The organism is Paenibacillus antibioticophila, from assembly GCF_000455265.1.
In the GTDB taxonomy this organism is placed as follows: Bacteria; Bacillota; Bacilli; order Paenibacillales; family Paenibacillaceae; genus Fontibacillus; species Fontibacillus antibioticophila.
In genome coordinates this window covers 2,887,881-2,902,983 of record NZ_HG005139.1, presented here as the reverse complement: position 1 = coordinate 2,902,983, position 15,103 = coordinate 2,887,881, and the positions used below count along the sequence as shown (strand labels likewise).

The following is a 15,103-nucleotide window of genomic DNA, read 5'->3' as shown; positions in this document are numbered from 1 at the left end:
TATTTTTTCAACGATTTAAGAGGTGTTTCAGTTTACTAATCTTCAAGTTAGAAGGATGTGAAGGCTCTACTATGGAAACTCCTTTGCTGGAAATGCGCGGGATTACAAAGGTGTACCCCAATGGGGTCGTGGCTAACCGGGATGTGAATTTCTCACTGCGCGAAGGGGAAATTCATGCTCTGGCAGGTGAAAATGGCGCAGGAAAATCGACCTTGATGAAAATGATCTTCGGAATGGAGGAGCCGAGCGAAGGCGAAATTTATATCCGGGGAGAAAAAGTAAGACTGCAATCCCCTCAGGATGCCATTGATCGGGGGATCGGGATGGTCCATCAGCACTTTATGCTGGTGCCTTCCTTTACGGTTGCTGAAAATATGGTGCTGGGCATGGAGCCCCGCAAGGGCTTGGGCATTCATTATGCGGAGGCGATCCGGATGACGGAGGAGACGGCCCGCAAGTATAATCTGGCGGTAAATCCGAAAGCCAAGGTTGAGGATTTGACGGTAGGGATGAAGCAAAAGGTGGAGATTTTGAAGGCTTTGCTTCGCGGCGCCAAGATTCTGATCCTGGATGAGCCAACTGCCGTATTGACTCCTCAGGAGACGGAGGAATTGTTTCGTGAGCTGCAGCAGCTTAAGGAGCATGGTCATACCATCGTGTTTATCTCGCACAAGCTCAAGGAAGTAAAGGCGATTTGTGATCGAATTACGATTTTGCGGGGCGGAAGCAGTGAAGGTGTATTCCAGACTGCGGATATGAGCGAACAGGAGATTTCCCGTCTGATGGTTGGGCGGGATGTTGTGTTGAAATACGACAAGCCCAACGTAGCGCTTCAAGAGCCTGTGCTGACCGTGCAGGAGCTGAATGTGAGCGATCGGCAAGGCAACTCCCTCTTGCGGGATGTGAACTTTACAGTACACGGAGGACAAATTGTCGGGATTGCCGGGGTTGAGGGCAACGGGCAGCGTGAGCTGATTGAGGCGCTGACGGGCGGACTTCAGGGGGTATCCAGCAACGGCGCTGTGCAGGTCAAAGGAACGGAGATACGGGAAGCGGACATTCTGACCATTCGAAATCTTGGCGTAGCTTATATTCCTGAGGACCGGATGTCCCAAGGGTCAGCCGCAGAGGCCAGTATCTCCGACAATCTGATCTCTACACGCTATCGTTCCAAGGCCATGAATAAAGGTTTCTTTCTGAGGGGTTCAAGTGTCATGGAAATGGCCACGCGCTTGATTGAGGATTTCAAAATACGTTGTTCAGGTCCCAAGCAGCCGATCGGAATGCTCTCGGGGGGAAATATGCAAAAGGTTGTGGTGGCTCGCGAATGCTCAGCCAATCCGCAGCTGTTAATCGCGGAGCAGCCTACACGCGGGGTTGATGTCGGGGCGGCACAGTTAATTCACCAGAAGCTGCTGGAGCTGCGAGAGAAGCAGAGTGCCATTGTGCTCGTATCTGCCGATTTGAATGAAGTGCTGGAAATTAGTGATTGCCTGCTAGTCATGTATGAAGGACAAATCGTTGCCTATATCGAGAACCCTTCCGGCATGAGTGAAGAGGAGCTTGGGCTCTACATGCTGGGAATCAAGCGACAGGATGCGCAGCAGATCAGGAGGGCTCTGAGTCATGTTTAAATCCAAATATTTCGAGACGTTTCGAACAACAGCAGTCATTTTGATTGCGCTTGTGATTGCTTTTCTTATTATTGCGCTTGTTAGCGACAATCCCGTAAAAACGATCGGCATTTTTCTGTTTGAGCCGCTCAACTCGAAGGGGCATATCGGAAATGTGATTGAGATGGCAATTCCGTTGATGTTTACTGGACTTGCAGTCTCATTGCTATTTCGTGCGAATATGTTCAATCTGGGCGCAGAGGGGGTTTTCTATTTCTCTGGCGTCGTGGCGTCAGCGATTGCCATTCACTGGTCGCTGGGCGGCTTCCTGCATCCGGTTGTTGCTATCCTTGCCGGTTCGATCGTAGGCGCCATTTTATCTGCCATCCCGGGTATATTGAAGGCAAAATGGAATGCGAATGAGCTAGTGACCTCCTTAATGTTCAACAATATTTTATTTGGAATTGGCCTGTATCTATTAAATTATCAATTACGGGATGCAAAGGCGTTTGCCAACGTCTCATTTAAATTTGAGAAAACGGCCTTGCTCGATAAAATCATTCCGGGCACACGGATTCATACGGGCTTAATCTTCGTATTGGCGCTTATCGTGCTTGCTCATTTCTTTCTGTATAAAACAAAATGGGGCTATGAGCTTCGCATGACGGGAGCCAATCGCAGCTTTGCCCGCTACTCCGGGATGAAGACGGCCAAGGTGATTATTCTCGTTCACCTGCTTGCAGGCTTTATTGCAGGCATGGGCGGGTCTGTGGAAGTGCTCGGGATGTATACCCGCTTCCAATGGACAGCCTTGCCTGGCTATGGTCTGGATGGCGCTCTGGTCGCTATGCTGGCCAAGAACAACCCCTTGTCGGTGATCGGTTCGGCCTTGTTCCTGGCCTATATTCGGATTGGAGCTGATCTGATGGCCCGCCTGTCTGATGTTCCTGCTGAAATGATCTCCATTATCCAAGCCGTCATTATCTTACTGATCTCGGCCGAGCAATTCCTGAAATTCTGGAAGAATCGGATGCTGCTGAAGGAGGCGCGTGAAGCATGAATGGTCTGGACAGCTTGTTCAATGTGATCTTGACAACAGATTTTGCTTTCTCCGTCTTGCGGGTAACAACCCCTATTTTATTTGCAGCATTAGGCGCATTAATCTCTAACCGTGCCGGTATTATCAATATCGGGATGGAGGGGATTATGCTTGTATCCGCCTTGACAGGCGTAATCGTCAGTTCCTATTCTCAGAATGCCTGGGTAGGCCTGCTGGGCGCCGTGCTCGCTGGCACACTTATTGCAGGCTTGCTAGCCTTTTTCACATTGAAATTCAAAACGCACATTATTTTAGGCGGTATTGCCATTAATATGTTTGCTTCCGGCGGCACCGTGTTCATCCTGTACCTGCTTAGCGGGGACAAGGGATCGTCCACCTCCTTGCCGAGCAAGGTATTGCCCAGCCTTGAGCTTCCCTTGATCAAGGATATCCCTGTAGTGGGTCAAATTCTATCAGGACATCATGTGCTGACCTATATATCCATTATCTCGGTATTCGTTGTTTACTATCTGCTCAACCGCACCTCCCTGGGCTTGCGTATCCGGTCTGTCGGTGAGAACTCGCATGCGGCACAATCTGTAGGGGTCAGTGTGATTAAGATTCAATATACAGCCTTACTGCTCAGCGGCTTCTTTGCCGGACTTGGCGGAGCTTATATGTCCATGGGCTACTTATCCCTGTTCACAAGAGATATGATTGCCGGACGCGGCTGGATTGCGATTGCGGCTGAATCGATGGGACGAAGCACAACGGCAGGGACCGCATTAACGTCATTGTTGTTTGGCGCAGCGGATGCGCTATCCAACGCCTTCCAGGTGTTGAAGATTCCTGCGGAGCTAATCGCTACGCTGCCTTATGTAGCAACGGTCGTGGGATTAGTCATCTACGCGGTTTCCGAGACGCGTAAAAAGAATCGGAAGATATCTGCTAAATAACTATGTAAGTTGAACTTAAGAAGCTATACAAAAAGGCAGGAGTATAAAGAGTTCTGAAGAAGCATCAGCGTTCGCCTTTGAGAGCGGAGTTCTTCCTTCACATGGCTTAGTTCAATCAAAGAAATTCGCGAACAACAGCGATCGTAAGAACACTTTATACGTTGCCACTAGTGTACCTTCATCCGTTCAACTCCTAAAGTGTTAGCGGAGTCGTCTGTAAAGAATTAGCGAGGAGCGTGATGATATATGGCAACACCGATTATTATTGACTGCGACCCAGGCCATGATGATGCTATTGCGATTTTACTCGCTTATGCACACCGGGATTTACTGGACATAAGAGGGATCACGACGGTAGGCGGTAATCAGGTTTTAGAGAAGATTACAGACAATGCACTGCGAATTCTTAGCTTTATTGAAGCCGATATTCCTGTAGCCAAAGGGGCGGCAGGTCCCTTGCTGGGCAAGCTGGTTACGGGGGAAGAAGCGCATGGTGAATCAGGAATGGATGGCCCGGCGCTTCCCCCTAGTCTCGTCCGGCCGACGGACCAGGGCGCAGTAGAGTTTATGCTTGAGCTTATTAGGTCCAGTGATGATAAGATTACGCTTGTTCCGCTTGCTCCGCTGACCAATATTGCCTTGCTGCTTACTGCATATCCAGAGGTGAAGGAAAAAATTGAACGAATTTCGCTAATGGGCGGCGGGATTAGCTATGGCAACGTGACCTCTACGGCTGAGTTCAACATTTATGTTGATCCGGAGGCGGCGAGGATTGTCTATGAATCAGGGATTCCGATTACCATGAGCGGTCTGGATGTAACCGACAAGGCAGCTATTTTTGAGGATGAAATTGAAGAACTGAAAAGACGCGGTCCGGTATCTGTCCTCGTGGGAGAACTGCTTGATTTTTACTCGATCTATGGGAAGAAGATGGGGTACGTCGGCAATGCGCTGCATGATCCGTGTGCCGTCGCCTGGCTTTTGCACCCTGAGTTATTTCAGTCCAGACACCTGCATGTTACGGTGGAGACGGAAGGCAAGCTGACGAGAGGAATGACCGTAGCCGACCAACGCAAAAAAACAGAACATGCGCCTAATGTTGAGGTGCTGGTTGATGTAGACCGGACAGCATTTATAAATTTGCTATTTGATTCCCTGGCACGTTTGGATCAGCAGCTTCTTGCTGCGAGAGGAGTGTAGGCTGTGGCAGGCTGGGAAAGATTGCAGGAAATGATGGCCTTCGAGCTGATGCAGCGTAGGGAAGAGGGCTGCAATGTAGCAGGATTTCAGGAAAAGCTTGCTTTGGCCGGCAAGGATGAGACTAAGCTGATGCAATTCTATCATGAGATTATGCAGCTTCCTGTTGCAGCAGATTTTCCCTATCATGAACCATCCGCATGGGATGAGATCAGAAGTCTGCGTCCGGAAGGGCCGCGCAAGCTGAAGGCCGTCTGGAGTGAAGCGGAGTGGCGCAATAAGTTCTACGGCGCCTGGCTCGGGAGATCTGTAGGCTGTGCGCTGGGCAAGCCGCTTGAATATTGGGACTACTTGTATGGTAAGGACGGGCGTCCGGGTTGGGAAAATGTGGAGCTGTGGTTCCGCGGTGCAGATGCCTGGCCGATTAAAGGCTATACACCGGGATATTCCCGGGCAGCAGAGCAATATGGGCTTGGATTAAGCGAATGGTCCCATGTAAGCACCTCGGACAAAATTAACTATATGGAAAGTGATGATGATCTGCGCTACACGATTCTCGGCCTGCTGCTGCTGGAGGAAAAGGGCCTGGACTTTGATTCATGGGATGTCGGCAAGCTGTGGCACAGCAGATTGACCTATAGCCAGGTATGCACTGCCGAGACACAAGCTTACATGAACTTTGCGCAGGAGACGTCTCATTTGCATGGGGACAAGCCGGAGGACTGGGAGCTTCGGCAAGAACGCGTGCGAATGTACCTGAATCCATATCGGGAGTGGATCGGGGCGGCGATTCGCGTAGACGGTCTGGCCTATGGAGTAGCGGGACAGCCGGAATTGGCGGCGGAGCTGGCCTACCGGGATGCTTCCTTCTCACATGTAAAGAATGGCATCTATGCAGCCATGTTTAACGCAGCCATGATTGCTGCGGCATTTGCAGAGCAGGATAATGAGAAGCTGCTTGAGATTGGACTTAGTGAAATTCCAAAGACCAGCCGTCTGGCGGCGGATGTCATCAAGGGAATTGAGATCGCGCATCAGGCCAAAAGCGAGCGTGAGCTGGTGAGCCGAATTTGGGATGAATTTAGTCATTATGATCCGGTTCACAGTAACAATAATGCGGCTTTGGTGGCGGCCTCGCTTATCTATGGAGGGAACGATTTTGAAAAGGCAGTCGTAACCTCGGTATATGGCGGGATGGACACCGATTGTAATGGGGCAACCGTCGGCTCTATTATGGGAGCCAAGCTAGGCGCAGACCAATTGCCTTCAAGCTGGACCGAGCCATTAAATGATACGCTCTATGCGGACTTAATTGGTTTTGACCCTGTTTCAATCTCTTCCTTGGCAGAGCGAAGCTATCAGGTGTTTTTGAAGCTGCGGCATTTAGCTTTAGCCTGAAGATGAAGGGGCATCTGGAATGCTCCCACATATTGTAGGGTTGCTGGCCTATACGTTATAATGAATAGGATAGAGATTCGGAATGAGTTACAGTATCGGGGTATGGCGCAGTCAGGTAGCGCGCACCCTTGGGGTGGGTGAGGCCGTGGGTTCGAATCCCGCTACTCCGATTTTTCCGATTCTCAAATAATGACCACTTCTTGTGTAATGTAGAAGTGGTCATTTTCGTTAATTCCAAATTTGTCCTGTTCCAACAACTCAAAAGAAACCAACCCGTCCCTGCCCCGGTTGCTGCAGCCACTGGCGCTTATGGCCCTTGTCCAGTTCCTCGCGCAGTGACTGAATCAGCTTAGCTATATCCACATGTCCTTGCCGATGCCACTCCAGCGCAGCACTCACATATACTTCGCCCATCTGGGCCAGTGAGAAGGACTCTGTATGCCGCGCCGCTTCCAGTGTTCCTTCTGCCCCAGCAAACAGGTCAAATCCCCGTTGCTTGAGATATTGCTCACGCAGAGCTTCATTGGGCATGCTGATTTCATAAGCACGATCAAACCGCCCTGCCCGGTTCATGAGTCCCGGATCAATTTTCTCAGGATAATTTGTCGTACCGATCAAGAAGATGCCTTCCTTGGAGGTAGCCCCATCCAGTGTGTTCAGGAAGAAGGAGCGAACGCCTTCCGGCATGGAGTCAATATCTTCAATAATAAGAACCATTGGAGCCAGCCGTTTCGCAGCATCGAATACCTCCCGCACCGATTCACTCGTCGTATACTCGGTAATTTGCCAGTAGGCTGCCGGACCTGGTATACTCCCCGCGATGGATTTCACCAAGGTAGTCTTACCGTTACCAGGGTGTCCATACAGCAGAATTCCCCGCTTGTAGGGAATATCAAACTGGCGGTAAAACGTGCGATCCTCCTCAAAGAACTGATCCAATGCATGGAAGATATCCTGCTTGATTTCTTCTGAGAGCACTACCTGGTCCCGGGTAACCGTTCGGGTGATGGCTTCGCCTTGGCGCTCGATGCCGTTGCGGGTATCCGTAAAGACCGTCACCCGCTTCATATTTTGCTGCCGTTCACGCTCGCGCACCGTGCTTAGGAATCGCTTCATCTGCTCTTCGCTGGCGGCAAACACAAAATCCTCTGTATAGACGCCATTTAAGCGGAAGAATGGAATTCTCGCCAGAGCTACCCCCAATTTGGGGTATGCAAATACGTTGTTTCGCAATGAATACTGCATTCCGTACGCAGGTACATCGCCCTCATCATCGTAGTGGAAGGTGCGAAGCTCCAGGTCCTCAAACACCCGGGCCACCAGTTCCACATCTTCGCTCTCAGAGCGAAGATCCTCCTCCAGAAGACTCCAGTATTCATTGTTTGGATCATCGCTAGCAAACAGCTCATAGCGTATTGCGTAGCGAGAATAGAGCGCATCAATAATACCGCTAATCAAATGAGCATAGGTGGCATAGCCTTCAATCGCTTCCACGGAATGAGGCTTCAGCGCGTAAATAGAGGAGATGCTTTGTGGTCTGTTTGAATTCTGTAATGTCATGACTTAGCCCCCTTAACGGCAGCAAGCGGCTTGCATTTGGCGACAACCTGAGCCAATCCTGCTCCCGTGACACTTTCAATAATTTCATCCACATTTTTGTACGCTTGCGGCGACTCATCCAGGATGGATTCCAGCGAACGCTGGTTAACAACAATTTCATCTTCGGTTCCTACACGGAGCGCAGCTTCGAAGTCCTCGACCTTCACCAAGCGTTTTGTCGCTGTACGTGAGCGGATGCGGCCTGCTCCATGGCAAATGGAATAATAATTGTCAGCCCCTCCCGGTTGTCCCACCATGATATAGGAAGCTGTCCCCATCGAACCGGGAATAAGCGCAGGGTGTCCGGTTGTCAAATATGGCTTCGGATTATCAGTATGGCCAGCCGGCAACGCCCGGGTTGCCCCCTTGCGATGCACGAATACCCTGCCCAGCTCGGGATGATGCTCTTCCCAGGCGTAATTATGCATCAAGTCGTACAATGTGCTGAATTCGCATTTTGACCCAAACACCTCGCGGAACGCTTCGCGCATGGCATAAGCGATGAGGTGGCGGTTCGTTACCGCATAGTTAAGTGCAGAGTACATCATATTCACATAATGTCTGCCCTCTGCATGCTCCAAGGGAGCGAAGATCAGCTTGGGATCAGAGGTTCCCCATCCGTGGCGCTGCATCACCTTAAGGATAGCTGATGAGCTCATTTGGCTAACATATCCCCCCCAGGCCCGCGACCCGGAGTGGATCATGACGACGATTTGTCCGTCGGACAAGCCCCAAGCTTCCGCGATGCTCCGGTTCTCCTCGGCAATTTCGATCGCCTGGATCTCGGCAAAGTGGTTGCCGCCCCCCAGCGTACCAAGCTGTCTATGCGCCCGATGCCAGGTCATGTCCGGCACAAGCTCCAGTACACTTTCATCGAAGGCGAATTTGCTGCTCTCCACATGAGTTAATGAAGTAGACTTTTTGGGAGTATAGCTGTCCGGAATATATTTCTTAGGCAGTCCATGCAGTCCTTTGCGTACAATATGCTCCAGCCGAATATCGGAATAATGTCCTCGCTGATTGGCCTCCATCGGCAACACTTTTTCGATGGCCTTGACCAATTTACGCCGCAGCTTCACATCTTTAAGATCATCCTTGTGCAGGTTGGTCATGTGCACCCGCATGCCGCAGCCGATATCACTGCCTACAATACTGGGAGATACATATCCGCTCCGCGCATCCCATACCGCCGTTGTACCGATACAAGTACCAACACCCACATGTACGTCCGGAGTATAGCTCATATAACGAATGTCCGGGATTTGCAAATTGTTGTTTGCCATTTCAAATACCTTGTAATCGAGTGATGAGAAAAGCTGCTGTGTCGCGTAAACCGTCAGATCGCCAGAAGGCAGCTTCACTTCGTGACGAAAGGCGCCTTGTTCATCTATTGCTGTTCCATAAATTTGAGTATTCATAAATTGTTTATTAATCCTTTCTAAATTCATTTCATAAAGTGTACATATCTTGCTCGAAGTCGCACTTCGCTCATAGGCCACAAGAAAAGAAGCCATAGGCCTGTTGCCCATGACTTCTTTGTGTGAATCTTTACAAAAGAATTCGCTGTCAGCTAACTGACAGCCGCTCCTTCTTTAACCATAGCTGTAAAGTGACATACCAGAGAACATCAAAACCGTACCCTTGATAAGTCACATATCTCCTATGTCTCCCGTATGAGGCTGAAGAAACGATGAGCAGAATATGAAATTGCATTTACACCAAAAAAACTAAACGACCGAGCGCCATAAACTGCCATCATTGCCTTCAACCTCCCTTCATTCATAATGTAATCTATCTTACGCCAGCATCTTTTTCCATGTCAACCCTTTTATTGGAGGATAGGACGAGATGAGATTGAAAAATTTGGACTGGGAACCTGGCGAATATACTCTTTATTTTAAAAGGGGATTAAACATCCAAAAACAGCTGGATTTTGCGTTAGAATAATCTTTAATAGCTACTAATTTCTCCTTCTATATAAGTTGAACTAAAGATTGTATACTGGAGGCAACGATTAGGCCTGATGCTGGACAGGTCGAGTGAGGGAAATGGAGTGAGTTATTAGATGAATTTAGACAGTCTATTTGACAGCAATTTTAGAGGTTGTGCTGTGATCACTAAAAACAACGAAGTGATATTGAAAAAAGCAGCGGGCTATGCCGATTTACAGAATAAAGTAAGTAACGATTTTGATACAAAGTTTGCAACAGCTTCAGCAGGTAAAGTGTTTGTCGCTGTTGGAATATTGCAACTAATTGAAAAAGGTTTACTCGCTTTTGAAACGACCATTGGAGAGATACTTGATATTGATCTTAAACAAATAGACATTAATATAACAATCAAACAATTGTTAACGCATACTTCAGGCATTCCAGACTATTTTGATGAATCTGTGATGAGTGAATATGAAGAGCTTTGGATCGACTTTCCAAATTATAAAATACGCTCTAATCAAGATTTGCTGCCACTCTTTGTTGATAAACCAATGATGTATCCTCGTGGTAGTAGATTTCAGTATAACAACACAGGGTTTGTTGTATTGGCTCTTGTTATCGAGAAGCTAACAGGAATGGAATTTGATAAATATTTGACTGATCAAGTCTTCAAACCGTGTGAAATGTATAGTACGGGGTATTATGAGCTCGACATGCTGCCTGCAAAATGTGCTGCAAACTATATTTACGATGAACGACGTAATACGTATAGGACTAATATATTCAGCGTAGATGCCAAGGGGACTGGTGCTGGAGGTGCATTTACAACTGTGGCCGATATCGAATCGTTCTGGAATTGCTTGTTGTCATACCAACTACTTTCAGAATCAATGACAAAAAATATGCTTTCAAATCATAGCGGAAAAGATGGATGCTATGGTTATGGGATCTGGCTGAGAAAAACAAATAGTCACTTTGTACCATACTTTCAAGGCAGTGATCCAGGCGTGAGCTTTATTACATCTTATGATATTTCACAACAGTTGATGGTCGTGTTAGTCAGTAACTATGGGGATAATGTTTGGGAATTACTGAGGGATATAAATAACAACCTCTATTCTAATTGATGAATTTGTAAACACTCGTGAGTGCGTTATCGAGATTGCATCATCTATACGTTGTGATATTGCGTTTTACAATTGGATCAGGAAAACGACAGTACTCAGATTGATGCTGACCATGTAGATTTGGACGGTGGAAACAGTGCTTTGAATTTAAAAGGAGCCAGGCGATCAACTCGCTCGGCTCCTTTTGAGTATATAACCCGCTCCATCAATTCGTCTTCGACTTATTGTAGATATCAAACGCTACGGCTAACAGCAGGACGAGGCCCTTGATGCCTTGCTGCCAATCGACGCCGAGGCCGATCAAGGACATACCGTTGTTCATCACGCCCATGACAAGACCGCCGATGATCGCACCGATGACGGTACCGATGCCGCCGGAAGCGGAAGCGCCGCCGATAAAGCAGGCTGCGATGGCATCGAGCTCGAAGTTGATGCCTGCCTTGGGGGTTGCCGAATTCAGGCGGGCTGCAAAGATCAGGCCGGATAAGGCGGCCAAAGCCCCCATATTGACGAATACCCAGAATGTCACCCGCTTCGTCTTGACTCCCGACAGGCTGGCGGCCTTCTCATTACCGCCGATGGCATAAATATGACGGCCGGCTACCATCCGATTCATAACAAAGGAATAGATGACGATCAAGAAGAACAGGATGATGAGAATATTCGGAAGTCCGTTATAGGTAGCGAGTACAAATGTGAAAATGTTAATGACGGCCACAAGCAGCACAATTTTCGTTACGAACATCCAGATGGGTGCCGTGTCGAAGTTGTATTTGATCTGTGTGCGGCGGTCTTTGTATTCTTGCCAGATGTAGAGTACAGACAGCAATATACCGAGTGTCACCGTAAGCAGATGAATTTCTCCGCCGCCAAGCCAGTCCGGGATAAAGCCAGAGCTGATGCGCTGAAAGGTTTTTGGGAACGGTGCGATCGACTGGCCTCCCAGTACAATCATGGTGAGTCCCCGGAACAGGAGCATGCCGGCCAAGGTAACGATAAAAGCCGGGATTTTGATATACGCGATCCAGAAGCCCTGCCAGGCCCCGATCAGCGCTCCGGCTGCCAGGGATAATATAACCGCGAGATACACCGGTAACTGCAAATCCACCATCATGATGGCGGATAGCGCACCGATGAACGCAGCGATGGAGCCGACGGACAAGTCGATATGCCCGGTAATAATGACTAGCACCATCCCAATGGCGAGCACCAGAATATAGCTGTTTTGCAAGATCAGATTCGTAATGTTAAGCGGCTTGAGCAAAATACCCTCGGTCAAAATCTGGAATAAAATTGTGATGAAGACTAAAGCAATAATCATACCGTACTGGCGAATATTTTTCTTAAAGAGCTCGCTGACTGCTTGCATCTGTCTCCCCCCTGCCTCGAGTCATGGATTTCATTAACACTTCCTGCGTGGCGTCTTCGCGGCGGACCTCCCCGGTGATCCGGCCTTCGCTCATGACGTAGATCCGGTCGCACATCCCGAGAATTTCCGGCAGTTCGGAGGAGATGAACAAGATGCCCTTACCCTCGTCAGCCAATTGATTCACGATGGAATAAATTTCGTACTTGGCCCCGACATCGATCCCGCGAGTAGGCTCATCGAGAATCAATATCTCCGGCTGCGAATAGATCCATTTGCTCAATACGACCTTCTGCTGGTTGCCGCCGCTCAGGTTAACCGCTTTTTGCAAAATGCTCGGGGTTTTGATGTTAAGCTTGCGGCGGTATTCCTCGGCGACAAGCACTTCCTCCTGTTCATGAATGACGCCCCGGCGAGAGAGCTTGCCTAATGAGGCTAGCGAAATATTACGCTTGATATCGTCGATTAAGATCAGGCCATATTGCTTGCGGTCCTCTGTAACATAAGCTACTCCATGTTCAATCGCCTGGCTGATATGATCAAAGCGAACCTCCCGGCCGTGCAGGAACAGCTTGCCTTGAATATGCCGACCGTAAGAGCGGCCAAAGATGCTCATCGCCAGCTCTGTCCGGCCAGCTCCCATCAGTCCGGCGATGCCGACAATCTCACCCTGGCGAATGTTCAGATTAATGTCGTCCAGCACCTTGCGCTCCTCCTGCTGAGGATGATAGGCCTCCCAGTCCTGCACCTCGAAGATAATATCGCCGATTTGGGGAGTACGCTCGGGATAGCGATGCGTCAGGTCCCGACCGACCATCCCCTTAATAATCATGTCCTCCGTGACCTGATCGGCCTTCATATCCAAGGTTTGAATCGTCTGACCATCACGCAAAATGGTAATCGTGTCAGCCACTCGACTGATCTCGCCCAGTTTGTGAGAGATGATAATCGATGTGATGCCTTGTTTCTTCAACTCCAGAATAAGGGCCAGCAGGTTCTCGCTATCGTCTTCGTTTAACGCAGCCGTCGGCTCGTCCAGAATTAACAGCCTGACCTGTTTGGACAAAGCCTTGGCAATCTCCACCAACTGCTGCTTGCCGACCCCAAGCTCCAGCACACGGGTGGCTGGCGATTCGTCCAGCCCCACCGTATGCAGCAGTCCTTTTGTCTTCATCGTAGTCTCGTTCCAGTCGACCAGTCCCCGTTTGCTTTGCTCGTTGCCCAGGAAAATATTCTCTGCAATCGACAGATAGGGAATCAAGGCCAATTCCTGATGGATAATGACGATGCCGACCTGTTCGCTTTGCTTGATATCCTTGAATTCGCAGGGCTGCCCGTCAAAGAAAATCTCGCCCTCGTAAGAGCCGTGCGGATATACTCCGCTGAGCACCTTCATCAGCGTGGATTTGCCGGCCCCATTCTCTCCGCACAGAGCGTGAATCTCTCCTTCTGTTACCTTGAGGTTGACGTTGCTGAGCGCTTTAACGCCCGGAAACGTCTTGGTAATGTCCTTCATTTCCAAAATCGTCCCGCTCAAGTGCCGTCACCCGGCCTTTCCTTGATAGTTATGAATAGCGGCGGCAGTGATAATAAACCGTCCGCCGCTAGGGCATGCTCGGGGACTCACTTAGAGGCCCAGTTCTTCCTTCGAGTAATATTTGCTTTCTACCAGCAGGCTTTCCACATTGTCCTTATCTACCGATTGAGGCTCCAGCAGATAGGATGGAACAACCTTTACGCCGTTGTCATAGGTTTCGGTATCATTGACCTCGGCCTCCGAGCCTTCCAGGATGCTCAGAGCCATGGAGACTGCCTTCTTAGCCAGCTCCCGCGTATCCTTAAACACCGTTTGCGTCTGTTCTCCGGCAAGAATAGACTTTACGGAAGCGAGCTCCGCATCCTGTCCGGTCACGATCGGAAGCGCCTTGCTGCCGGAGCCATAGCCTACGCCTTTAAGCGAGGAGAGGATGCCGATGCTGATGCCGTCATAAGGGGAGAGGACAGCATCCACATTCTCCGAGGAGTAGTGTGCACTCAGCAAATTGTCCATCCGTGCTTGAGCCGTGGCTCCATCCCAGCGAAGTGTAGCAATTTGCTCCATCTTGGTTTGGCCGCTGCGAACGACCAGCTTGCCGGAGTCTATATACGGCTGTAGAACAGACATGGCGCCTTCGAAAAAGAAATAAGCATTGTTGTCATCCGGTGATCCGCCGAACAACTCGATGTTGAATGGTCCCTTGCCATCCTTAAGTCCAAGCTTCTCTTCAATGTAGGAAGCCTGCTGCACGCCGACCTGGAAGTTATCGAAGGTAGCGTAATAGTCGACATACTCGCTATTCATGATCAGGCGGTCATAGGCAATGACTTGAATGCCCTGGTCATGCGCCTTTTGCAGGACCTCGGTCAATGCGCCGCCGTCGATGGAGGCAATGACGAGAATTTTAACGCCTTTGGTAATCATGTTCTCGATTTGCGATACCTGATTCTCAATGACGTCTTCTCCATACTGGAGATCGGTGTCATAACCCCGCGCCTCAAACTCCTTGACCATGTTGTTACCGTCGCCAACCCAGCGCTCTGAAGATTTGGTCGGCATCGCGATACCTACCGTACCCTTACCGCTTGCGCCCTTGCTGCTTCCGCCGGCGCAAGCCGTGAGGCCCAGCATAAGCACCAGTGCCAGCATCATTACTAATGATCTCTTCAAAACTCATTCCCCCTACACATTTTATGAATACGCTTTCGTGAGAGAGTATAGCAAGGGAAGGGGGAGGTCGTATTTACATAGAAACTACTCTTTTTATAATTTTATTACTTTCTCTGGAAATGGAAGGGACGGGGATTGTTTAAAAAGAGGACCCGGGGAGTGGAGGA

At 49.4% G+C, this 15,103-nt stretch carries 11 protein-coding genes and 1 tRNA gene; 7 read left to right on the top strand and 5 right to left on the bottom strand.

All coding sequences use genetic code 11. The annotated features are described in order from the left end of the window. Positions 1-71 precede the first annotated feature (71 nt). The 6 genes from TX85_RS13255 to TX85_RS13230 all read left to right on the top strand — a co-directional run bounded on the left by TX85_RS13255 (position 72) and on the right by TX85_RS13230 (position 6,373). The gene (locus TX85_RS13255) at positions 72-1,634 is read left to right on the top strand and encodes an ABC transporter ATP-binding protein (protein ID WP_044479573.1); all 1,563 of its coding nucleotides are present in this window, start codon (positions 72-74) and stop codon (positions 1,632-1,634) included. After that, complete coding sequence (locus TX85_RS13250; RefSeq protein WP_044479572.1) at positions 1,627-2,673, top strand: ABC transporter permease; 1,047 nt, start codon at positions 1,627-1,629, stop codon at positions 2,671-2,673. Before TX85_RS13255 ends, TX85_RS13250 begins: the two co-directional genes overlap by 8 nt. After that, complete coding sequence (locus tag TX85_RS13245; RefSeq protein WP_044479571.1) at positions 2,670-3,608, top strand: ABC transporter permease; 939 nt, start codon at positions 2,670-2,672, stop codon at positions 3,606-3,608. Before TX85_RS13250 ends, TX85_RS13245 begins: the two co-directional genes overlap by 4 nt. A gap of 246 nt (positions 3,609-3,854) precedes the next feature. Next, positions 3,855-4,808: a nucleoside hydrolase gene (locus TX85_RS13240; protein WP_044479570.1), complete on the top strand. Its 954-nt coding sequence runs from the start codon at positions 3,855-3,857 to the stop codon at positions 4,806-4,808. Positions 4,809-4,811: 3 nt separating this feature from the next. Next, on the top strand, positions 4,812-6,203 hold the full coding sequence (locus TX85_RS13235; protein ID WP_044479569.1) for an ADP-ribosylglycohydrolase family protein: 1,392 nt from the start codon (positions 4,812-4,814) through the stop codon (positions 6,201-6,203). A 96-nt stretch (positions 6,204-6,299) separates the two neighbouring features. Further along, a tRNA-Pro gene (locus tag TX85_RS13230) sits at positions 6,300-6,373 on the top strand. Positions 6,374-6,461: 88 nt separating this feature from the next. On the opposite strand, the gene TX85_RS13225 is transcribed toward TX85_RS13230, so the two are convergent. Together TX85_RS13225 and TX85_RS13220 are read right to left on the bottom strand one after the other, a co-directional pair. Next, positions 6,462-7,763 carry an AAA family ATPase gene (locus TX85_RS13225; RefSeq protein ID WP_233500709.1) on the bottom strand — a complete coding sequence of 434 codons (1,302 nt, stop codon included), beginning with the start codon at positions 7,761-7,763 and terminating at the stop codon, positions 6,462-6,464. Next, on the bottom strand, positions 7,760-9,220 hold the full coding sequence (locus TX85_RS13220) for an RtcB family protein (RefSeq protein ID WP_044480062.1): 1,461 nt from the start codon (positions 9,218-9,220) through the stop codon (positions 7,760-7,762). The genes TX85_RS13225 and TX85_RS13220 overlap by 4 nt, the downstream gene beginning before the upstream one ends. A gap of 647 nt (positions 9,221-9,867) precedes the next feature. On the opposite strand from TX85_RS13220, the gene TX85_RS13215 reads away from it, so the two are divergent. Further along, a complete protein-coding gene (locus TX85_RS13215) occupies positions 9,868-10,863 on the top strand; it encodes a serine hydrolase domain-containing protein (RefSeq protein ID WP_044479568.1) in 996 nt (331 codons plus the stop codon). Between the two features lie 205 nt (positions 10,864-11,068). Here TX85_RS13215 and mmsB read toward each other — a convergent pair whose 3' ends face one another. The 3 genes from mmsB to chvE all read right to left on the bottom strand — a co-directional run bounded on the left by mmsB (position 11,069) and on the right by chvE (position 14,918). Beyond that, positions 11,069-12,232, bottom strand: coding sequence for a multiple monosaccharide ABC transporter permease (mmsB, locus tag TX85_RS13210; protein WP_044479567.1), 1,164 nt, complete (start codon positions 12,230-12,232; stop codon positions 11,069-11,071). Next, positions 12,207-13,766 carry a multiple monosaccharide ABC transporter ATP-binding protein gene (mmsA, locus tag TX85_RS13205; RefSeq protein ID WP_044479565.1) on the bottom strand — a complete coding sequence of 520 codons (1,560 nt, stop codon included), beginning with the start codon at positions 13,764-13,766 and terminating at the stop codon, positions 12,207-12,209. Before mmsA ends, mmsB begins: the two co-directional genes overlap by 26 nt. Before the next feature lie 90 nt (positions 13,767-13,856). Continuing rightward, positions 13,857-14,918, bottom strand: a complete 1,062-nt coding sequence (gene chvE, locus TX85_RS13200; protein WP_392391841.1) for a multiple monosaccharide ABC transporter substrate-binding protein — start codon at positions 14,916-14,918, stop codon at positions 13,857-13,859. Positions 14,919-15,103: the final 185 nt, after the last annotated feature.